Below are 19,884 nucleotides of genomic sequence, written 5' to 3'. Positions count from 1 at the left end.
CGCTACTTGAGGCAGTCGATCAGCGCCTGTTGCCAGTGCGGCTGGCTGACTTGCCAGTGCCGGGCCAGCTTGGCGCAGTCCAGGCGTGAGTCGAGTGGGCGCCGGGCTGGGGTCGGGTAGTCGCTGGAGGGGATTGGCAGTAGTTCCGCGCAGGGCAGGCCGCGGGCCTTGAGTTGCTCGCCGATGGCCTGGGCGAAGCCGAACCAGGAGGTCTGGCCTTGCGCACACAGATGGTAGGTGCCCCATTCGCCCGGATCGCCGGCCTGCCAACGTTGCACCAGCGCGCGGGTGCTGGTGGCGAGGGTGCCAGCCCAGGTCGGCGCGCCGATCTGGTCATTCACCACGCGCAGTTGCGCACGCTCTTGCAGCAGGCGCTGCATGGTCAGCAGGAAGTTGCGTCCGTACCGCGAATAGACCCAGCTGGTACGCAGGATCAAGTGCTCGCCGGCCACGCCCCGGATCGCCTGTTCGCCGGCCAGCTTGCTCTGGCCATAGACTCCCAGCGGATTGGGCGTGTCGTCTTCGACGTAAGGCGCGCCTTTGGCGCCGTCGAACACGTAGTCGGTGGAGTAGTGGATCAGCGGCACGCCCAGCCGCGCAGCCTCTTCGGCGAGGACCCGAGGGGCCTCGGCATTCACCGCGAAGGCCTGCGCGGGTTCGCTTTCGGCCTGATCCACTGCGGTATAGGCGGCGGCGTTGATGATCAGGTCCGGGGCCAGGTCGCGCAGGGGGCTGCGCAACCGCTCCGGTTGCGCTAGGTCCAGTTGCTCGCGGCCGTGCAGCAGCACTTCACCTAGCCCCGAGAGCCCGCCGCCCAGGGCCTGGGCGAGCTGGCCGTGATGGCCGCAGACCAGGATTCTCATGGGAACAGCTCCGCGTCGGCGAGCAGCACGGCGGCCTGGTCCTTGGCTGACAGTTGCGGTTGCAGCCCGCCCAGTTGCCAGTCGATGGCCAGTTGCGGGTCGTCCCAGCGAATGCTGCGCTCCGCCGTGGGGTTGTAGTAGTCGGTGGTTTTGTAGAGGAACTCGGCCGACTCGCTGAGCACCACGAAACCGTGGGCGAACCCGGCGGGGATCCACAGTTGGCGATGGTTGTCGGCGGACAGGCGCTCGGCCACCCACTGACCGAACGTCGGTGAGTGGCGGCGAATGTCCACGGCCACGTCCAGCACTTCACCTTGCACCACGCGCACCAACTTGCCTTGCGGGTTTTGCAATTGGTAGTGCAGGCCGCGCAACACCCCGCGCTGCGAGCGCGAGTGGTTGTCCTGGACGAACTCGACTTTCACGTCGGTGTGTTCGGCGAATGCACGTGCATTGAAGCTTTCGTAGAAGAACCCACGGCTGTCGCCGAACACTTTGGGTTCGATGATCAGTACGTCGGGAATAGCGGTGCTTACGATGTTCATGGAGTCTCTTCAGCCAACTTGCGCAAATATTGGCCGTATCCTGTCTTTTTCAGTCCCTCGGCCTTGGCCAACAGGCTAGCGCGATCGATCCAGCCCTTCTGGAACGCGATCTCTTCCAGGCAGGCGACTTTCAGCCCCTGGCGGTTCTCGATCGTTTGCACGTATTGCGAGGCTTCCAGCAAGCTCTCGTGGGTGCCAGTGTCGAGCCAGGCGAAGCCACGGCCAAAACGTTCGACACGTAGGTCGCCACGCTTGAGGTAGGCATTGTTGACGTCGGTGATTTCCAGTTCGCCGCGTGCCGAAGGGCGGATTCCCTTGGCGATTTGCACCACGTCGTTGTCGTAGAAGTACAGACCGGTCACGGCATAACTGGACTTCGGCACTTGCGGTTTCTCCTCGATCGACAGTGCGCGGCCCTCGGCGTCGTATTCGATCACCCCAAAGCGCTCAGGATCCTTGACCCAGTAGCCAAACACCGTGGCGCCGCTTGGCTGTCTGGCGGCGCGTTGCAATTGCTCGGTAAAACCTTGGCCGTGGAAGATGTTGTCGCCCAGTATTAGGCACACGTCGTCATCGCCGATGAACGCTTCACCGATCAGGAACGCTTGCGCCAAGCCATCAGGCGACGGCTGCTCGGCATAGCTGACGCGGATACCAAACTGGCTACCGTCGCCGAACAGCTGGCGATACTGCGGCAGGTCCTGGGGGGTGGAAATCAGCAGGATGTCGCGGATGCCGGCCAGCATCAGCACCGAGATCGGGTAGTAGATCATCGGCTTGTCGTAGATCGGCAGCAGTTGCTTGGAGACCCCGAGGGTGATCGGGTGCAGCCGGGTGCCGGAGCCGCCGGCCAGAACGATACCTTTTGTCATGCAATCAGGTCCTTGAAGTCGGAGTTGCCCAGCCGTTCGCCCTGGTAGCTGCCATCCTGGACGTGCTTGCACCAGTCTAGATTGGCCAGGTACCACTCGACGGTCTTGCGCAGTCCTGTGAAGAAAGTTTCATGGGGCGTCCAGCCCAACTCGCGCTCGATCTTGCTGGCATCGATAGCGTATCGCAGGTCATGCCCGGGCCGGTCCTGCACATAGGTGATCAGGTCGCGGTAGTGCACGACGCCTGGCGGGTGAGCAGGGGCCAGCTCTTCGAGCAGTTCGCACAGCGTATGCACCACATCGAGGTTTTTCTGCTCGTTGTGGCCGCCGATGTTGTATGTCTCGCCGACCTTGCCTTCGCTGACCACCTTGAGCAGGGCGCGGGCGTGGTCCTCTACGTACAGCCAGTCACGCACTTGCTGGCCATTGCCGTAGACGGGCAGCGGCTTGCCGGCCAGGGCGTTGAGGATCATCAGCGGGATGAGCTTCTCTGGGAAGTGGTAGGGGCCGTAGTTGTTCGAGCAGTTGGTGATCAGCACCGGCAGGCCATAGGTACGATGCCAGGCGCGGACCAGGTGGTCAGAGGCCGCTTTGCTGGCCGAATAGGGCGAGCTGGGGGCGTAAGGAGTGGTTTCGGTGAACAAGTCGTCGACACCGTGCAGGTCGCCGTAGACCTCGTCGGTCGAAATGTGATGGAAGCGGAAAGCCTCGCGCCGCTCTGGCGGCAACGCGCTCCACCACTGACGGGTACTCTCGAGCAGCGCATAGGTGCCGACGATGTTGGTCTGGATGAACGCTGCCGGGCCGTCGATGGAGCGGTCTACATGGGACTCGGCGGCCAGGTGCATGATCGCGTCGGGCTGGAAACGTTGCAGCACGGCACTGACCACTGACTGATCGGCGATGTCGGCTTGTACGAATTCATAGCGGTTGTTGCTGGCGATAGGCAGCAGCGACTGCAGGTTGCCCGCGTAGGTCAGTTTGTCGAGGTTGAGGACCTCATGCTCGGTATTTTCGATGACGTGACGGACCACCGCAGAGCCGATGAATCCGGCGCCGCCGGTAACGAGAATGCGCATGTGCGGGTGCCTTTACGAAAGAAGTGATCGCTATAGCGTAGCTTGCCGACAGGGGTCAACGCCTGTCAGCACGGCAGGGTACTTGTTTATCGGCCGCAGTAATGGCGATATAAGCAAAAAAACCGAGGTCCCCTGCAATGCCCCTAAGTACCCTGATCCAGCGCTCCAGCCAGCCCCGTCCTTCGCTCGGCGAAGCTCAGGCCCATGCCTTGCTGCGATCGCATTACGATTTGCAAGGGCGTTTGCAGGCGCTGGGCAGCCAGCAGGACCTGAACTTCCTGGTCGACAGTGAACAGGGGCGCTATGTGCTCAAGGCCTGCCACGGCAGTTATGCCGAGGTCGAACTTCAGGCCCAGCATGCGGCGTTGGCCTACCTGCGCGAGCGTGCAGTGCCGGCTCCGGCCGTGCGCCCTGCACGCGATGGCGCTGCCCTGCTGGCGCTGGAGATCGACGGCCAGCCTCTGCGGATTCGCCTGCTCGACTACATCGAAGGCGAGCCGCTGACCCGCCTGGGGCATATGCCGACGGCGGTGATGGCCGAGTTCGGCGCATTGTGCGCACGCATCGGCAAAGCGCTGTCAGGTTTCGATCACCCGGGCCTGGAGCGCACCCTGCAATGGGATCCACGGCACGCGTTGGCGCTGGTCCAGCACTTGCTGCCGGTGCTGCGCGACCCTACGCGCCAGCAGCAGGTCACGCGGCTCGCCGAGCAAGCCGCGCAGCGTCTGGAGCCGTTGATCGCAGCGCTGCCCAGCCAGGCGGTGCACCTGGATATCACCGATGACAACGTGGTTTGGGCACGCGATGCCCAACGCGAGTGGCAGGTGCGTGGGGTGATCGACTTCGGTGATCTGGTACGTACCTGGCGCATCGCCGATCTCTCCGTCACCTGCTCGGCCTTGCTGCACCATGCCGAAGGCGATCCACTGCGGATCCTGCCGACGGTCGCGGCATACCAGGCCGTCAACCCGTTGCACGAAGCCGAACTGCTCGCGCTCTGGCCGCTGGTGCAACTGCGCGCGGCGGTGTTGGTGCTCAGCAGCGAGCAGCAACTGGCGATCGACCCGCACAATCAGTACACCCGCGACAACCTCGCGCATGAGTGGGACATTTTCGACACCGCCTGCGCGGTGCCCGCCGCACTGATGGAGACGGCGATCCTTCAGGCGGCGGGCCAGACACCGGCGCAAGCCGATTTCAGCGCTTGCCAACCGTTGTTGCCGACGCTGCTGGGGCAGCCTGTCAGGCGCGTCGACCTTGGCGTACTCAGCCCGCTGTGCGAGGCCGGCAACTGGGAGCAACCGGGCTTCGACCAACGCCAGCTGGCCGCACAGCCGGCTCCGTCCAGCAGCCTGTATGCTCAGTATCGTCTGTCGCAGACCCATATCGATCGTCCCGAAGAGCCCGCCACCTGCGCCTTGGGCGTCGAACTGCAACTGCTGCCCGGCACGCGTTTGCAGGCGCCGCAGGCCGGGGTCTGGCAGCGTGTGGATGATCGGCGCGGCTGCCTGCGCACCGCGTCCTGGAGCCTGTGGCTCGATGGTCTGGAAGAGGCGCCGGCCGATGATCAGGCGCTCGCGCCTGGTCAAGCCCTGGGCGCTGCCTGTGGCTTGCTGCGCGTGCAGCTATGCCTGAGCGCCGATGCACGGCCGCCGTTCTTCGCCAAACCGTCGCATGCCCAGGCGTGGCTGGCGCTGTGCCCATCGCCCGCGCCGTTGCTGGGGTTTGATTGCGATGCTGAGCCGCTGGCCGATGCACAAGCCTTGCTGGCGCGTCGCGAGGCAAGCTTTGCTCGTTCGCAGAAGCACTATTACGCCCAGCCACCGCATATCGAGCGCGGTTGGCGTAACTACCTGATCGACATGCAGGGACGTTCATACTTGGACATGCTCAACAACGTGGCCGTACTCGGTCACGGTCATCCACGCATGGTTGCTGAGTCTGCGCGCCAGTGGTCGTTGCTCAACACCAACTCGCGCTTTCACTATGCCGCCATCGCCGAGTTCTCCGAGCGCCTGCTGGAGGTCGCGCCAGACGGTTTCGACCGCGTGTTCCTGGTAAACAGTGGCACTGAGGCCAATGACCTGGCGATCCGCCTGGCGTGGGCCTACAGCGGCGGACGTGACCTGCTCAGCGTGCTGGAGGCCTATCACGGTTGGTCGGTGGCCACTGATGCGATCTCCACCTCCATCGCCGACAACCCCCAGGCCTTGGAGACGCGCCCGGACTGGGTGCACCCGGTGGAGGCGCCGAACACCTTCCGTGGTCGATTCCGGGGCGCCGAGAGCGCCGCGGACTACTTGCGCGATGTCGACGCCAAGCTGGCCGACCTCGATGCCCGTGGCCGTCAGTTGGCTGGCATGATCTGCGAGCCGGTGTATGGCAATGCCGGTGGCATTTCGTTGCCGGCCGGCTACCTGCGCCAGGCGTACGCCAAGGTGCGTGAACGCGGCGGCGTGTGCATCGCCGATGAAGTGCAGGTGGGCTATGGACGTCTGGGTGAGTATTTCTGGGGTTTCGAAGAGCAGGGCGTAGTGCCTGACATCATTACCATGGCCAAGGGCATGGGCAACGGCCAGCCCTTGGGCGCGGTGATTACCCGCCGCGAGATCGCCGAGGCACTGGAGGCCGAGGGCTACTTCTTCTCGTCGGCCGGCGGCAGCCCGGTGAGCTGCCGAATCGGTATGGCGGTGCTGGATGTGATGCGCGACGAAGGACTGTGGGACAACGCCCGCGACGTGGGACGCTATTTCAAGGCGCGCCTGCAAGCGCTGGTCGATACCTATCCGTTGGCGGGTGCCGCGCATGGTTCGGGTTTCTACCTTGGCCTGGAACTGGTGCGCGACCGGCAGACCCTGGAGCCTGCCACCGAGGAAACCACCGCGCTGTGCAACCGCCTGCGTGAGCTGGGTATTTTCATGCAGCCGACGGGTGATTACCTGAACATCCTCAAGATCAAACCGCCGATGTGCACCACGCGGGCCAGCGTGGACTACTTCGTCGACAGTGTGGAGCGGATCCTGGCAGAAGGGCTTTGACCTAGCGTATGAAGCCGAGATATCGATTGTTATCGATATCTCGGCTTTTTTATAAGCAAATATTTTTCTATTACGGGTTTAAAGTCGATATTTATCGATTGTAATATCATGTCAACGCCACGCCACCTATACTGGCGGGCCTGCCCCCATTCGTTCAACGACCTGGCGCCGCTGGCCCCGGGCCTTTGCAGAGGTTACCCATGAAGACCCTCCACTCGACCCCGCGCGCCGATGGCTTCCACATGCCGGCCGAATGGGCGCCCCAGACCCAAGTGTGGATGGTCTGGCCTGAGCGCCCGGACAACTGGCGCTTGGGTGGCAAGCCGGCGCAGGCCGCCCATGTGACCCTGGCCAAGGCAATCGCGCGCTTCGAGCCGGTCACCGTGGCGGTGTCGGCTGGCCAATACGAGAATGCCCGTCGTCAGCTCGACCTACCGAACATCCGTGTGGTCGAGATCAGCAGCGATGACGCGTGGGTGCGCGACACCGGCCCGACCTTCGTGATCAACGACCACGGCGAAGTGCGTGGCGTGGACTGGGGCTTCAACGCCTGGGGCGGTTTCGACGGAGGCCTCTACGCACCGTGGAACCGTGACGCAGAGCTGGCCGCCAAGGTCATGGAAATGGAACGCGTGCCGCGCTACCAGACCGAAGGCTTCGTCCTGGAGGGTGGCTCGATCCACGTCGACGGCGAAGGCACGCTGATCACCACCGAAGAGTGCTTGCTCAACCGCAACCGCAACCCGCACCTGACCCGCGAGCAGATCGAGGATGTGCTGCGCGAGCACCTGGCGGTGGAAACCATCGTCTGGCTGCCCGATGGCTTGTACAACGACGAAACCGACGGTCACGTCGACAACTTCTGCTGTTACGTGAGCCCTGGAGAAGTGTTACTGGCCTGGACCGATGATTCCAACGACCCCAACTACGCACGCTGCCATGCTGCGTACGAAGTGCTGAAAAACAGCCGGGACGCCAAGGGCCGCGAGTTCGTGGTGCACAAGATGCCGATTCCGGGCCCTCTGTTCGCGACCGAAGCCGAATGTGCCGGTGTCGACCACGTGGTCGGCAGCCAGGCGCGCGACCCCTCGGTGCGTCTGGCGGGCTCCTACGTCAACTTCCTGATCGTCAATGGCGGGATCATCGCGCCGAGCTTCGACGACCCAGCAGACGCAGAGGCCAGAGCGATCCTGGCGAAGGTTTTCCCGGATCATGAGGTGGTGATGATTCCGGGGCGTGAACTGTTGCTCGGTGGCGGCAACATTCATTGCCTGACGCAGCAGCAACCGGCGCCGATCACGCGTTAAGCCCTTAAATAGCTGAGCAGCCCGTCCTTGTGACGGGCTTTTTTGTGGGCGACGACGGCTGACGCGCGAGGTGGCACATCTCTTGTATTGTTTTTTCATTGTGTTTCAGAGGGATAGGTCTACGCCGTTCTGTAACAAACCTTACGTAAGTTAGCCGCTCACGGGCCTAGGGAGTGCGTGTGGAAATGAATGCAGCAAGTGAGTCGGCGACCCCCCCCTCCGCGGTGAACCAAGAATCGCTCGACGTTTTGGCGCAGTGGCTGAAACATCATGGAAGCATCCGGGTCAGGACGACCGACCCACGACGTCTGCTCAACGGGCGATACCCCCAAGGCCTGATCAGCGATGCCGAGCTTGAAGCTCTGCTGGCTGTGTGGCACTGACCGGGACACCGTCGTTGTCATGAAAAGCGCCACCGCATCTGCGGTGGCGTTTTCGTTTGCGGCCTCTGGCCGCCCTGTTCGCGGTACTTCCCTATACCGCCTGCCTGATGGGATCTGTCAGGTGTCTATGATCGTTGTGCGGTTTTTTCCGAGAAACGCGAAAGAGAAAAATTGCGCTGACTCCCGGCACTCACAGGTTGAATTGCACTGCGATGCCCCTCGTTTTTGGTTATATCAACCTGCATTTCACGATTTTTTGACATGAATGATCACGCGCGGATAGGATTCGGCCTTCGCGCCTGCTGGCCATGACCTGGCCATGCGGCTGTAAGGCCCGTCACAGACAGTCTGCGGCCCTGCAGCCCGGATCCGCATAGCGTCGAACCTACGAAGGGGCGTTGGTTCCTGGCGTTATTAGGCAGTGCGTTTTTGATCAAGTAATAAGGAAAACAAACAATGTTGAAAACCAGGATCAGCCTGGTCGCCCTGGCGATGATCGCCGCGACCCAGGCACAGGCCAATGAGCAGGCCCAGAGCAATGGCTTCGTCGAGGACAGCCATGCCAGCGTCCTGTTGCGCAATGCGTACATCAACCGTGACAAGAAGCACCGGACCGACGATCAGATCGAATGGGGTCAGGGCTTCATCGGGACCTTCTCCTCCGGCTTCACCCAAGGCACCGTCGGTGTGGGCGTCGACGCCTTCGGCCTGTACGCCGTGCGCCTGGACGGCGGCAAGGGCCACAACGGTGGCGCGGGTGTGGACTTCTTCAAGCCATACAACACCACCAACGCCGACAGCAACGCCAGCAGCCCGCATGACCTGGCGCGCGCCGGTGCAGCGGTGAAGTTCCGCATCTCCAACACCGTGCTCAAGTACGGTGACCAGATGCCAGCCCTGCCGGTGCTGAACTACGACGACGGCCGCCTGCTGCCAGAAAGCTTCACCGGTACCCTGATCACCTCCAAGGAGATCAAGGGCCTTGAGCTGAACGCCGGTCGTTTCACCCAGGAAGCACGCAAGAGCGCCGAAGGCCGTGACAGTGGCCACCTGAAGGCGATCAGCGTGTTCGGCGGTAGCTACAAAGTCACCGACAACTTCACCGCTTCGCTGTACACCGCGAACAACGAAGACGTGATGAAGAAGCACTACCTGGGCCTGAACTACGTGTTCCCGATCGCCAGCGATCAGTCCCTGACCTTGGACTTCAACGGTTACAAGACCGACATCAACAAGAAGTTCGTCGAGAAGGCCAGCCTGACCGGTGACCACAACACCATCTGGAGCCTGGCGGCCACCTACGCCTTCGGCCCGCACTCGCTGACCCTGGCGCACCAGCGCAGCACCGGCAGCACCGGCTACAACTACGGCGGCTACCAGAACCAGCCATGGGGCACCAGCGACGGTGGTTCGACCATCTACCTGGCCAACTCCTACTGGTCTGACTTCAACGCCGAGGACGAGCGTTCCTGGCAGCTGGGCTACGGTCTGGACTTCGGCGCCTTCGGCCTGCCGGGCCTGACCTACAAAGTGGCCTACGTCGTGGGTGACAACATCAACACCCACGGTTTTGGCGAAGGCAAGGAGCGCGAGATCTTCAACCAACTGCGCTACGTCGTCCAGGAAGGCCCGGCCAAGGACCTGTCGGTCAAGCTGCGTAGCTCGTTCGTGCGCACCAACAATGCCGTCCAGCAGAATGGCTACTTCGATGACGGCAACGAAGTCCGCGTGTTCGTCGAGTACCCGATCAGCATCTTCTGATTCTGACCTGGCGTCTGCAACAGCCCCGGCATAGTCCGGGGCTGTTCATTTAGGGCAGGGCGTTCAGAGGACCGGTGCAGGCCGATCAGGCCTTGCCGGTGATCCGGCGGTACTTGGCCATCAGTTCGTCTTCGGTTTCCGGGTGCGCCTCATCCAGAGGGATGCAGTCGACCGGGCAGACCTGCTGGCACTGGGGTTCGTCGTAGTGGCCCACGCATTGGGTGCAGAGATTGGGGTCGATCACATAGATCTCTTCGCCTTGCGAGATGGCGGCGTTCGGGCACTCGGGTTCGCAGACGTCGCAGTTGATGCAATCGTCGGTGATGATCAGGGACATGGAGACTCCGGCCGGGGCATCGGGCCCGGGCATGTTTCAAAGCGATGGGCGCAATTGTGCCGTATTCGCGCCCGCAGTGCACGCGGGCGCGACAGCCTGGCCACCAACGCTACTTGTGAAAGCGCTCGGTCAGCGCGTCGGCCACGGCCGGGTGGACGAACTTGGTGATGTCACCGCCCAGTGCCGCGATCTCACGCACTAGGGTCGAGGAAATGAACGAATAGCGCTCCGATGGGGTGAGGAACAGGCTCTCCACATCCGGGGCGAGCTGGCGGTTCATGTTGGCCAGTTGGAATTCGTACTCGAAGTCGGACACCGCGCGCAGGCCGCGCAGGAATACGTTGGCACCCTGTTCCTTGGCGAAATGCGCCAGCAGGGTGGAGAAGCCGATGACTTCGACATTGGGCAGGTGCTTGGTGACCTCGCGGGCCAGTGCGACCCGTTGTTCCAGTGGGAACAGCGGATTCTTCTTAGGGCTGGCCGCCACGGCGATGATCACATGATCGAACAGCCGCGAGGCGCGTTCTACCAGGTCGCCATGACCTTTGGTAATGGGGTCGAAAGTACCCGGGTACAACACTCGGTTCATCGCGTCATCCTGGCTGGAGTGCGTTGGGGACTCGGATGGTAGCGCAGCGCCTGCGCCCGGCCAAGCCATCCGGCCGGCTGATGGCACTATAGACAGGGCCTGCGCCGGCTGTCATGCCCCCGGTGCCAGGCGGTTGGCCAGCGCGTCGCTGAGCCGTGCGGCCAACGCGTACACCGATAACTGGGGATTGGCGCCGATGCTGGTGGGGAACAGCGAGCCATCGTGAATCGACAGATTGGCCAACTGGTGGTGCCGGCCCAGACTGTCGCACACGGCCTGGCGCGGGTCTTCGCCGAGGGCGCAGCCGCCCATCACATGGGCGCTGCCCAGGCGCATGCGAAACGTTTCCAGAACCAGGCTGTCGATCATCGTCCGGGCCTGGCCAGGGTCGCCGGTGAAGCGGGCATCGCCATGCAGTGGCAGTACCTGGCGGGCACCGGCGGCGAACTGGATCTGCGCCATGCTGTGCCAGGCCCGGCGCAGGCCATCGCGCAGGTAGTCGGTGATCGGATAGTCGAGCACTGGCGAGCCGTCGTCACGCAGTTCTACCTGGCCGCCCTGGCTGTGTGGGTGAAAGCCATCGCGCAGTAGTGCCAGCATCACATGGGTATGCGGCAGTTCGCTCATGCGCAGGGCATTGTCCTGACCATGGCCGCCCAGCAACGTACTGGCCAGGGCGGGGTGCAGTGGCGGCACCTCAAGCTTGTAGCCGACTGCGCCGGTGACCCCGTCTTGCCACTGGAACTGGTCGCTGTAGATCGATTGCGGTGCGCCATAGTACGGGTCGATCCGCATGTCGAACTGTGCAGCGCTGAAGTTTACCAAGTGCAGGAACGTGCGCTTGCCCACGCGTTGGTGCGGGTCCGGCGCCTGTGAGCGCAGCAGCAGGGCGGGGCTGTTGATGCCCCCGCCGGCCAGTACATAGTGGCGGGCGCGGACATTTATCTGCCGTCCAGTGGGGTGCACGCCACGGGCGTCCAGGGCTTGGCAGTGCAGCTGCGCGATGCGCTCGCCGTCATGGCTGAAACGCACCGCGCGCGCCAGGTAGAGCAATTCGCCACCTTGATCGAGGGTGGCTGGAATACTGGTGACCAGCATCGATTGCTTGGCGTTCACCGGGCAGCCCATGCCGCAATAGCCCAAGTTCCAGCAACCCCGTACGTTGCGCGGAATCACCGCCCAACGATGGCCGAGGGCTTCGCAACCGCGGCGCAGTACCTCGTTGTTGGCGTTCGGTGGCACGGCCCAGGGGCTGATGCCCAGGCGCTGTTCCAGGCGCTCGAACCACGGGGCCATGCTCGCGGTGTCCAGCCCTTTGACGCTGTGTTCGCGCGCCCAGTGCTCAAGGGTTTGTGGGGGCGTGCGAAAGCTCGAAGTCCAGTTGACCAGGGTGGTGCCACCCACGGCCCGGCCTTGCAGGATGGTGATGGCGCCGTCCTTGCTCAGCCGGCCAAGCCCTTCCTGGTACAGCGCGGCGTAGGCGTGGCTTTCCTGCAGGTCGAAGTCGCTGCTGGTTTTCAGCGGGCCTTCTTCGATCAGCAGCACCTTCAGGCCGGCGGCGCTGAGGGTTTCAGCCGTGGTGGCGCCGCCTGCGCCGCTGCCGATGACTGCGACGTCGGTTTCCAGGATTAGGTCGTGTTCCAGGCGTGAGCCATCATGGGTGGTCCAGCCTCGTTCGAGGCCTTGGCGAAACGGGTCTGGGACGGGCATCGGTTTCCTCGTGCAGTGGACGTCGTGCGTGGGCTCAGATCTTCGGCGGGCCGGGGTAGCCGCAGGCCGCCCAGGACTCGGGGCGTTCATACCAGGCCATCTGCAGCAGTTGCAGCAGCGAGGCATGGCCTTGGCGCAACAGGCTCAGCGAGCTGCTGCGCCAGCGCGCCAGAAACGCTTCGATATCGGCATGGCTGGCTGCACTCCAGCGACCCCATACGCCGGTCAGCGGACCGCGGGTCAACGGCAGGCTGAGCACGTCGAACAACTGCCGGGTGAGCCTGAGCATCGCTGGCGACAGTGCCGCGAGTTTGCCGTCCAGGCTTTCCAATACCGTGTGTGGTGTCGCCTGGGTGCCGGCCAGCAGCACCGGGATCAGCGCCTGCAACAGCGGCAGGTCATCGTCGCGCAGGACGTGATAGCCGTTGGCAGGCGTCTGCCGGGTGCAGCCGGCCAGGCTGGCTGTGCCAAGGAACAGGCTTGCGCCGAGGCCGAACTTGAGTAATTCGCGTCGTTGCATGAAGTCCCCCCGCTCAACGGATGAACAGCTTGTGCACCAGGCGCTGCAAGGCTCGGCCGTAGGGGGGGTAGATCAGCCGTGCAGCGTTCAGGCGCTGCTTGGCCAGGACCGCCTTGGCGTTGCTGAAGGTCTGGAAGCCTTCGCGTCCGTGGTAGTGGCCCATGCCGGAAGGGCCGATGCCGCCGAACGGCAAGTCGTCCTGGGCCACGTGCAGCAGGGTATCGTTGAGGCAGACACCGCCAGAATGGGTGTCGCGTAGCACCCGCGCTTGCTCGCTGCGGTCGTAGCCAAAGTAGTACAGCGCCAAGGGGCGAGGGCGTTGGTTGATGTAGTCCAGCGCCTGGTCGAGGTGGTCATAGGGCACCAGCGGCAACAGCGGGCCGAAGATTTCTTCCTGCATGACCTGCATACGGGGGTGGACGTCCAGCAACAGGTGCGGGGGCAGGCGCCTTCCCTGGCGGACTTCGTGTGGGTACAGATCGAGCACCTCGGCGCCCTGCTCACGGGCATCGTCCAGCAGGCGTTGCAGGCGCTCGTGCTGGCGCGGGTTGATGATCGCGCTGTAGTCGGGATTGTCGGCGATGCGCGGGTAAAGCCGCTGCACGGCCTGGCGGTAGGCCTCGGCAAACGCGCCCAGGCGCTCACGGGGCACTAGTACATAATCTGGGGCGACGCAGGTCTGCCCGGCATTGAGGGTCTTGCCGAAGGCGATACGCTCGGCGACCGTGGCCAGTGGGACATCCTGCGAGACGATGGCCGGGGACTTGCCACCCAATTCAAGGGTGACCGGGGTAAGGTTCTGCGCCGCTGCCAGCATCACCTGTCGACCAATGCCGGTGGCGCCGGTGAACAGCAGGTGATCGAACGGCAGGCGAGCGAAGGCCTGGCCCACCGCCACGTCTCCGAGGACCACGCTGACCAGGTCTTGCGGGAATACCGTCCCCAGCAGTGCCTTGAGCGCTTCGCCGGTGGCCGGCGTGGCTTCGCTGAGTTTGAGCATCACCCGATTACCAGCCGCCAGGGCGCAGGTGAGTGGGCCGATGGCCAGGAACAACGGGTAGTTCCACGGCACGATGATCCCCACCACACCCAGCGGCTGGTACTCCACCCGCGCACGGGCGGGCTGGAAGGCCAGCCCTGCGCGGCGCCGGGCTGGGCGCATCCAGCGTTGCAGATGGCGTTCGGCGTGGCGTAGCCCTTGCACCGACGGCAGTAGCTCGGCCAGTAGGGTTTCGTCGCGGCTGCGCCCCTGAAAATCAGCATCGATGGCCTCGATTAGGGCCTGCTGCCCGTCCAGCAGCGCCTCGCGCAGGCTTTTCAGCCACTGCCGACGCTGCGCGGCGGGTGGCATGGGGTGGCGGGCGAAAGCCTGGCGCTGTTCGGCGAACACCGTTTCAACGGCGAGGTCCGAAGAGCGTACAGGCAGGTGGGCAGTCGAGGTCATGGCGTGGGCACCGGGGTGAAGAATGAATAGAGCCTATACTCTAATTCGTCATCCCGTGAGCGCTTTTTGTGCCAGATCAGCGGACATTTGCGCAGCTTTGACCTGACGCCCCCGGCCGCAGATCGTATGATGCGCCCATCTTTATGAAGCCCGGAGACTGGAGCTGAGCATGGCCCCGCGCATGAAGACCCAAGAGCGCATCGTGCAGAGCAGCCTGGAGCTGTTCAACCAGCAGGGCGAGCGAAGCGTCAGCACCAATCACATTGCCGCGCACCTGGAAATCTCGCCCGGCAACCTGTACTACCACTTCCCCAACAAGCAGGCGATCATCGCCGTGCTGTTCAGTCAGTACGAGGCGTTGGTCGACAGCTTTCTGCGCCCGCCCCAGGGCCGCCCGATCACCGTCGAGGACAAGCGCTTCTACTTGAAGGCGTTGCTGGCGGCGATGTGGAACTACCGTTTCCTGCACCGCGACCTGGAGCACTTGCTGGACAGCGACCCCGAACTCGCAGGGCGTTACCGGCGCTTCTCGCAGCGCTGCTTGCAGCAGGGCCAGGCGATATACCGGGGGTTCGTCGAGGCCGGCATCCTGGCGATGGACGCTGCGCAGATCGAATCGCTGACCATCAACGCCTGGATCGTACTGACCTCCTGGGTGCGTTTTCTCAGCACCACCCGCGAGCACTCGGCGCACTTGGGGGAAGAAGCGTTCAAGCGTGGCGTCTATCAAGTACTGGTGCTGGAGCAGGGTTTCGTCACCCCCACCTCGCGTGCGGCGGTAGACGCCTTGTGTGGCGAGTTCCACGTACCGTTCAACCAGGCGTTGGAGCGTTAAGCCTGCGCCTTCGCAAGCAACCATCAGGAGATTGTCATGCCCCTTGCGCAACTGATCACCCCGCAACAGCTGGCCGAGCGTCTGGACGCGCCGGGTCTGGTGGTCCTCGATTGTCGCTTTGCCCTGGAGGATGTCGACTACGGCCAGCGCAGCTATGCCTTGGGGCATATTGCCGGTGCGCATTTCGCCGACCTGGAACGTGACCTGAGTGGGCCCGTGATCAAGGGGCACACTGGTCGGCACCCGCTGCCGGAGCCCAAGCGGTTGGTTGAGCGCCTGCGCGAGTGGGGCGTGGATAACGACAGTGAAGTGGTGCTGTACGACGATGGACCCGGCGCTTTCGCGGCCCGCGCCTGGTGGCTGCTGATGTGGCTGGGCAAGCGCAGCGCAGTGTCTATTCTGGACGGTGGCCTCAAGGCCTGGCACGCGGCGCACCTGCCGCTGAGCCTGGACCCGCCGCCCAAGCGCGAGGGCAATTTCAGCGGCGCGCCAGACATGACGATGTTGATCGATGCCCGGCATCTGGCCAAGCGCTTGGACGATCCGGCACTGACCCTGCTCGATGCCCGGGCCCTGCCGCGTTTTCGTGGTGAGGTCGAGCCAATCGACCCGGTAGCCGGGCATATCCCCGGGGCGCAGTGTGCGGCGTTCACCGACAACCTGGGCGTGGATGGCCGCTTCTTGCCGGTTGCCCAGTTGCAGCAGCGTTTCGCGGCAACGCTTGCCGGTCGTGCGCCGGAGCAATTGGTGGCGTACTGCGGTTCCGGGGTGACTGCCTGTCACAACCTGTTCGCCCTGGCGTTGGCCGGGTATCCGTTGGGGCGCTTGTATGCGGGGTCCTGGAGTGAGTGGATCAATGATCCGGCGCATACGGTGGCGACCGGCGACTGAGCGGTAGCGCCCGGCGCGTGGCTAGAGCCCTTGCACCAGCCACTGTGGGATGCGCCGCTCCAGGTAATACCCTGGATTGCGCAGGCTGCCCTCGACGAACCCGACATGCCCGCCGCGACGGTGCAACTCGAACTGGGTCTGTGGCGCCAGTTCATCGGCTGTGGGCAGGCTATGGTCGAACACGAACGGGTCATCGCTGGACTGAATGATCAGCGTCGGCGTGCGGTTCTCGCCCAGGTAATAACGACTTGAGGCGCGCCGGTAATAATCGTGAGCATCGCTGAAACCATTGAGCGGGGCCGTGACCTTGCCGTCGAAGTCCCAGAACGTGCGCAGGTTGCGCAGCGGGCCCAGGCGTTCGAGTTCGGCCAGCCGCTCGTGTTGGCCCTGGGCGCGCAAGTGGCGTTGCTTGACCTGGACATAAGTGAGCATCTCGCGCATGAAATGCGCCTGATAGACCTTCGAGAAACCCTGTCCGATGCGGTCGGCGCACTGATCCAGGCGAAACGGCACCGACACTGCCACGGCAGCTTGCAGCTGGCTGGCCGAACCACTTTCTCCCAGGTACTTGAGCAGTACATTGCCCCCCAGCGAATAGCCGACCGCGTACAGCGGTGCCAGCGGCCGCTGGGCGCGCAGGTGGGTGAGGATTTCGGCCAGGTCGTCGCTGGCGCCGGAGTGGTAGCTACGCGCCAACCTGTTCGGCTCGCCCGAGCAGCCGCGCCAGTTCACCGCGACGCTCGCCCAACCCTGGCTGTGCAGCGCCTGTTGCAGACCTTTGACGTAAGGCGAGTTGGACGAGCCGGTCAACCCATGCAGCACCACGACCAAGGGCGCGTCGGGTTGATGAGGTCCGTGCCAGTCGAGGTCGATAAAGTCGCCGTCGCCCAGCCACAGGCGTTCACGGGTACGTTCGAGCGCGGGTAACTTGCGCCACAGCGGCCCCCATAAGGTCTGCAGATGCGGGTTGGACAGGCCGATGGCCGGGCGGAACGTGGCGGTGAGGCTGGGCATGCTGGGCGACTCTTGATGTGCACGCCTAGAGTGCCATGAAACACCGCCACTGTACCTGCGTATTAGTCGGTCGATGGCAGGGGCATTTGCGCAACGGCCGGGCCAACGCTGGCTACGACCTGGCGGGTCAGGTCGACGTTGAATTGGGTCAGCTCGCGCACCTCCCGGGTATCGATTGCGCCCAGGCATGGCAGGTAGGTGTTCAGGTAGTCATCGGCCAGGCCCAATTGAGCCTGTTCAGCCAGTATGCTGGCCAGGCGTTGGTTCTGCGCGACACCGCGTACCCACTGGCCGGCGATTTGCTGGCGGGCGAAGTGCAGCTCGGCCAGCGTGGGACCTTGCTGGTAGAAGGCTTCCAAGGTCTGGCGTACCAGCGCGAGCGAGGCATCGACGTGTGCCGAGGCCACCTCCCACTGGATCAGCAGCAGCCCACCGGTCTGCAATGGGACCAGATGTGACGAGATATTGTAGGTCAGGCCATGGCGCTGTCGCAGCACCTGCATCAGGCGACTTTCCGGGCCGCTGCCGAGTACCTCGTTGGCCAGCACCAGCCTCAGGTAATCCGGTGTATTCACCGGTATCGAAAGTGGCAGGGCCATCGCCAACGTGTTGCCCGCGCCGCTCTGTTCAATGTGAATTCTGGCCGGCTGTGCGGGTGGCGGAGCGGGCAACTCGATCGCCGCCCAGTTCTGTGGCAGGGCTTGGCTGATCTGTTCGGCGATCGCCTCGGCTTGCGCGCGCGACAGGTCGCCGACCATGACCATTTCCAGGTTGTTGGCCGAAAAAGCTTTTCGATGGAAGGCCCGAAGGTTGTCGGTATCGATGGCGGCAACGCTCTCTGGGGTGCTGCCTTCGGGAATGCCGTAGGGGTGCCCCTTGAACAGATGCCGGTAGATTTCGCTGCTCACCCTGGATTGCGTGTGGGTCCGGAGGCTGGCGTGATTGGCGAGCAACTGGCTTTTGACGGTTTCCAGCGCCAGGGCCGGGAAGTCGGGGCGGGCAGCCAGGTCCGTGAACAAGGCCATTGCGGGGACCAGCAGGTCCGGGCTGCTTAGGCTGCGTAGGCTCAACTGTGCGTAATCCAGGCGCACGCGCTTATCGACTACTGCTCCAAGCCGTTCAAGGCGCAGGGCATGCTCGTCGGCGCTCAGGCCGGCGCTGCCTTTGTCGAGGTTGTAAAGCGTCAGTGCTGCCAGACCGCTCTGGGGACCATCCTGGACGCTGCCGGCGCGAAAGCGCAGGACCAGATCGACCATCGGCAGCCCATGCGACTCGACGAACCGGACGCGGGTATTGGCCTGGGTCTTCCATGACTGGACCTGGGTGGCGATCTGCAGGGGCTCATCCAGGTCCAGGCCCTGGGCGCTCAGCAGGCGGCTTGGGACGTTGAGGTCATTCATCGGCGTCGTTCTCGTCGTGCATGAAGGTGATGGTGACGCGCTGGGCGGTGAGGTACAGCGCTGCCGCCTGGCGCACCTGTTCGGCGCTTACGGCCTCCACGGCTTGCTGTTCGTGGTCCATCAGGGCAGGGGCCAGGCCGATGGCGGCGCGCTGGCCGATGGCGTGCGCCTGGTCGGCGATATCGTCCCTGGCAAATACCTGTCTTGCGCGCAGGCGAGCCTTGGCGCGCTCCAGCTCTTCGGGCAACGGCGCGCTTCGCCCCAGTGCCTCGATCTCGTCGAGAAGGCGCTCGGCAGCCGCCTCTGGCGTGGTGGTGTCGGCAGTGAAGGCGTAGACATGCAGCAACGTGTCACCCCGCTTGAGAGGGTCGTATTGGCACGACAAGGCTTGCAGCAACGGTGTTTGATAGATCAGCCGGCGTTTGAGGCGAGCACTGCGGCCTTCGCCGAGCAGGTCCGGTATCAGGCTTAGCGCGAGGGTTAGCTCCGCACTGGCGGCCGTGCAGTGGCTGGGTACGTTGAAACTCATCAGCACGCCACTGCGCAGGCCTGCTTGGCGCAGGGTCTGGCTGCGTCGAGCAAGGTCGATGTCCGCTCGTGGCGCACGGGTTGGCGGTAAGGGCGCTGCTGCAATCGCTGCGAAGTGGCGCTGCACCAGGCTACGTAAATGACCCAGGTCGATGGCGCCGGCCACCGCCAGGCTCGCGTTGTTGGGGCGGTACCAGGCCTGATACCAGGCGCGGGCGTTGGCTTCGGTGAACTGTTGCAGGTCGGCCAGATGACCGATGACCGGATTGGCGTAACGGCTGCTGCCATGGGCCAGGATGGTGTGCTGTTCCAAGGCCCGCGCCAGCGGGTAGTTGTCGATGTCGCTGCGCCGTTCGGCGATCACCACGTTGCGTTCGCGGCCGAATGGCGCGGGGTCCAGCTTCGCGCTAGCCATCGCGTCGGCCATGGCTTCGAGGCCGATTTCAAGGCGATTGGCGGGCAGTGTCAGCGGGTAGACGGTCGCGTCATGGGTGGTGAACGCGTTCGGTTCGGCGCCGATGCGGGTCATCAAGGTCGAGTACTCGCCCGGTGCGAGTTTACTGCTGCCCTCGAACATCAAGTGTTCGAGCAGGTGCGAAATGCCCGTCTGGCCGGGTGTTTCATGGCTGGCGCCAACGTGGTACCACAGTTGTGCGCTGATCAGCGGGGCGCGGTGGTCCTCGCGCAGGTAGACCCGTAGGCCATTGCTCAGGGTGAAGCACTGCACCGAAGGAGGGAGGGTGGGCATGACTGGAGCGCTCCGATTGG

General features: G+C 63.8%; 17 protein-coding genes. 5 read left to right on the top strand and 12 right to left on the bottom strand.

The window, feature by feature from the left end; translation table 11 throughout:
* Positions 1-2: 2 nt before the first annotated feature.
* Genes rfbD through rfbB form a run of 4 tightly spaced genes read right to left on the bottom strand, consistent with a single transcriptional unit; the run spans position 3 to position 3,359 of the window.
* Positions 3-863 carry a dTDP-4-dehydrorhamnose reductase gene (rfbD, locus tag FEM01_RS16210; protein WP_138220502.1) on the bottom strand — a complete coding sequence of 287 codons (861 nt, stop codon included), beginning with the start codon at positions 861-863 and terminating at the stop codon, positions 3-5.
* The gene (rfbC, locus tag FEM01_RS16205; protein WP_138220501.1) at positions 860-1,408 is read right to left on the bottom strand and encodes a dTDP-4-dehydrorhamnose 3,5-epimerase; all 549 of its coding nucleotides are present in this window, start codon (positions 1,406-1,408) and stop codon (positions 860-862) included. Before rfbC ends, rfbD begins: the two co-directional genes overlap by 4 nt.
* The gene (gene rfbA / locus FEM01_RS16200) at positions 1,405-2,280 is read right to left on the bottom strand and encodes a glucose-1-phosphate thymidylyltransferase RfbA (protein ID WP_138220500.1); all 876 of its coding nucleotides are present in this window, start codon (positions 2,278-2,280) and stop codon (positions 1,405-1,407) included. The genes rfbC and rfbA overlap by 4 nt, the downstream gene beginning before the upstream one ends.
* A complete protein-coding gene (gene rfbB / locus FEM01_RS16195) occupies positions 2,277-3,359 on the bottom strand; it encodes a dTDP-glucose 4,6-dehydratase (RefSeq protein ID WP_138220499.1) in 1,083 nt (360 codons plus the stop codon). The genes rfbA and rfbB overlap by 4 nt, the downstream gene beginning before the upstream one ends.
* A 137-nt stretch (positions 3,360-3,496) precedes the next feature.
* Here rfbB and FEM01_RS16190 point away from each other — a divergent pair, with 137 nt between their 5' ends.
* From FEM01_RS16190 to FEM01_RS16175, 3 genes are all read left to right on the top strand, one after another.
* A complete protein-coding gene (locus FEM01_RS16190; RefSeq protein WP_138220498.1) occupies positions 3,497-6,397 on the top strand; it encodes an aminotransferase in 2,901 nt (966 codons plus the stop codon).
* Between the two features lie 200 nt (positions 6,398-6,597).
* Positions 6,598-7,704, top strand: a complete 1,107-nt coding sequence (gene aguA, locus FEM01_RS16185) for an agmatine deiminase (RefSeq protein WP_138220497.1) — start codon at positions 6,598-6,600, stop codon at positions 7,702-7,704.
* 839 nt (positions 7,705-8,543) lie between these two features.
* Entirely contained in the window at positions 8,544-9,848 is a 1,305-nt protein-coding gene (locus tag FEM01_RS16175) for an OprD family porin (protein ID WP_138220496.1), read from the top strand.
* An 85-nt stretch (positions 9,849-9,933) separates the two neighbouring features.
* On the opposite strand, the gene FEM01_RS16170 is transcribed toward FEM01_RS16175, so the two are convergent.
* The 5 genes from FEM01_RS16170 to FEM01_RS16150 form a co-directional block, all read right to left on the bottom strand.
* The gene (locus FEM01_RS16170; RefSeq protein ID WP_011531711.1) at positions 9,934-10,185 is read right to left on the bottom strand and encodes a YfhL family 4Fe-4S dicluster ferredoxin; all 252 of its coding nucleotides are present in this window, start codon (positions 10,183-10,185) and stop codon (positions 9,934-9,936) included.
* Positions 10,186-10,294: 109 nt separating this feature from the next.
* Positions 10,295-10,774 carry a pantetheine-phosphate adenylyltransferase gene (gene coaD / locus FEM01_RS16165; protein ID WP_138220495.1) on the bottom strand — a complete coding sequence of 160 codons (480 nt, stop codon included), beginning with the start codon at positions 10,772-10,774 and terminating at the stop codon, positions 10,295-10,297.
* 111 nt (positions 10,775-10,885) lie between these two features.
* Complete coding sequence (locus tag FEM01_RS16160; protein WP_138220494.1) at positions 10,886-12,484, bottom strand: GMC family oxidoreductase; 1,599 nt, start codon at positions 12,482-12,484, stop codon at positions 10,886-10,888.
* Positions 12,485-12,518: 34 nt separating this feature from the next.
* Entirely contained in the window at positions 12,519-13,004 is a 486-nt protein-coding gene (locus FEM01_RS16155; RefSeq protein WP_138220493.1) for a twin-arginine translocation pathway signal protein, read from the bottom strand.
* 13 nt (positions 13,005-13,017) lie between these two features.
* Positions 13,018-14,448 (bottom strand): coniferyl aldehyde dehydrogenase, encoded by a 1,431-nt coding sequence (locus FEM01_RS16150; protein WP_138220492.1) that lies wholly within the window; start codon positions 14,446-14,448, stop codon positions 13,018-13,020.
* 169 nt (positions 14,449-14,617) lie between these two features.
* On the opposite strand from FEM01_RS16150, the gene FEM01_RS16145 reads away from it, so the two are divergent.
* Together FEM01_RS16145 and FEM01_RS16140 are read left to right on the top strand one after the other, a co-directional pair.
* On the top strand, positions 14,618-15,283 hold the full coding sequence (locus tag FEM01_RS16145) for a TetR/AcrR family transcriptional regulator (protein ID WP_138220491.1): 666 nt from the start codon (positions 14,618-14,620) through the stop codon (positions 15,281-15,283).
* Between the two features lie 36 nt (positions 15,284-15,319).
* Positions 15,320-16,174 carry a sulfurtransferase gene (locus FEM01_RS16140; protein WP_138220490.1) on the top strand — a complete coding sequence of 285 codons (855 nt, stop codon included), beginning with the start codon at positions 15,320-15,322 and terminating at the stop codon, positions 16,172-16,174.
* Between the two features lie 21 nt (positions 16,175-16,195).
* On the opposite strand, the gene FEM01_RS16135 is transcribed toward FEM01_RS16140, so the two are convergent.
* From FEM01_RS16135 to FEM01_RS16125, 3 genes are all read right to left on the bottom strand, one after another.
* Positions 16,196-17,188: a hydrolase gene (locus FEM01_RS16135; protein WP_138220489.1), complete on the bottom strand. Its 993-nt coding sequence runs from the start codon at positions 17,186-17,188 to the stop codon at positions 16,196-16,198.
* Positions 17,189-17,250: 62 nt separating this feature from the next.
* Positions 17,251-18,588, bottom strand: coding sequence for a M16 family metallopeptidase (locus FEM01_RS16130; RefSeq protein ID WP_138220488.1), 1,338 nt, complete (start codon positions 18,586-18,588; stop codon positions 17,251-17,253).
* Positions 18,581-19,864, bottom strand: a complete 1,284-nt coding sequence (locus tag FEM01_RS16125; protein WP_138220487.1) for a M16 family metallopeptidase — start codon at positions 19,862-19,864, stop codon at positions 18,581-18,583. Before FEM01_RS16125 ends, FEM01_RS16130 begins: the two co-directional genes overlap by 8 nt.
* Between the last annotated feature and the right edge of the window lie 20 nt (positions 19,865-19,884).

Origin of the sequence: Pseudomonas mosselii (genome assembly GCF_005796105.1) — a bacterium.
In the GTDB taxonomy this organism is placed as follows: domain Bacteria; phylum Pseudomonadota; class Gammaproteobacteria; order Pseudomonadales; family Pseudomonadaceae; genus Aquipseudomonas; species Aquipseudomonas mosselii_C.
Note: the sequence above shows the minus strand (reverse complement) of the source record. Positions and strands in the feature narration are given on the sequence as shown.

Excerpts from the sequence above, each read along its gene's own strand:
- rfbD (WP_138220502.1), bottom strand. The coding sequence starts at position 863 with ATGAGAATCCTGGTCTGCGGCCATCACGGCCAGCTCGCCCAGGCCCTG.
- rfbC (WP_138220501.1), bottom strand. The coding sequence starts at position 1,408 with ATGAACATCGTAAGCACCGCTATTCCCGACGTACTGATCATCGAACCC.
- rfbA (WP_138220500.1), bottom strand. The coding sequence starts at position 2,280 with ATGACAAAAGGTATCGTTCTGGCCGGCGGCTCCGGCACCCGGCTGCAC.
- rfbB (WP_138220499.1), bottom strand. The coding sequence starts at position 3,359 with ATGCGCATTCTCGTTACCGGCGGCGCCGGATTCATCGGCTCTGCGGTG.
- FEM01_RS16190 (WP_138220498.1), top strand. The coding sequence starts at position 3,497 with ATGCCCCTAAGTACCCTGATCCAGCGCTCCAGCCAGCCCCGTCCTTCG.
- aguA (WP_138220497.1), top strand. The coding sequence starts at position 6,598 with ATGAAGACCCTCCACTCGACCCCGCGCGCCGATGGCTTCCACATGCCG.
- FEM01_RS16175 (WP_138220496.1), top strand. The coding sequence starts at position 8,544 with ATGTTGAAAACCAGGATCAGCCTGGTCGCCCTGGCGATGATCGCCGCG.
- FEM01_RS16170 (WP_011531711.1), bottom strand. The coding sequence starts at position 10,185 with ATGTCCCTGATCATCACCGACGATTGCATCAACTGCGACGTCTGCGAA.
- coaD (WP_138220495.1), bottom strand. The coding sequence starts at position 10,774 with ATGAACCGAGTGTTGTACCCGGGTACTTTCGACCCCATTACCAAAGGT.
- FEM01_RS16160 (WP_138220494.1), bottom strand. The coding sequence starts at position 12,484 with ATGCCCGTCCCAGACCCGTTTCGCCAAGGCCTCGAACGAGGCTGGACC.
- FEM01_RS16155 (WP_138220493.1), bottom strand. The coding sequence starts at position 13,004 with ATGCAACGACGCGAATTACTCAAGTTCGGCCTCGGCGCAAGCCTGTTC.
- FEM01_RS16150 (WP_138220492.1), bottom strand. The coding sequence starts at position 14,448 with ATGACCTCGACTGCCCACCTGCCTGTACGCTCTTCGGACCTCGCCGTT.
- FEM01_RS16145 (WP_138220491.1), top strand. The coding sequence starts at position 14,618 with ATGGCCCCGCGCATGAAGACCCAAGAGCGCATCGTGCAGAGCAGCCTG.
- FEM01_RS16140 (WP_138220490.1), top strand. The coding sequence starts at position 15,320 with ATGCCCCTTGCGCAACTGATCACCCCGCAACAGCTGGCCGAGCGTCTG.
- FEM01_RS16135 (WP_138220489.1), bottom strand. The coding sequence starts at position 17,188 with ATGCCCAGCCTCACCGCCACGTTCCGCCCGGCCATCGGCCTGTCCAAC.
- FEM01_RS16130 (WP_138220488.1), bottom strand. The coding sequence starts at position 18,588 with ATGAATGACCTCAACGTCCCAAGCCGCCTGCTGAGCGCCCAGGGCCTG.
- FEM01_RS16125 (WP_138220487.1), bottom strand. The coding sequence starts at position 19,864 with ATGCCCACCCTCCCTCCTTCGGTGCAGTGCTTCACCCTGAGCAATGGC.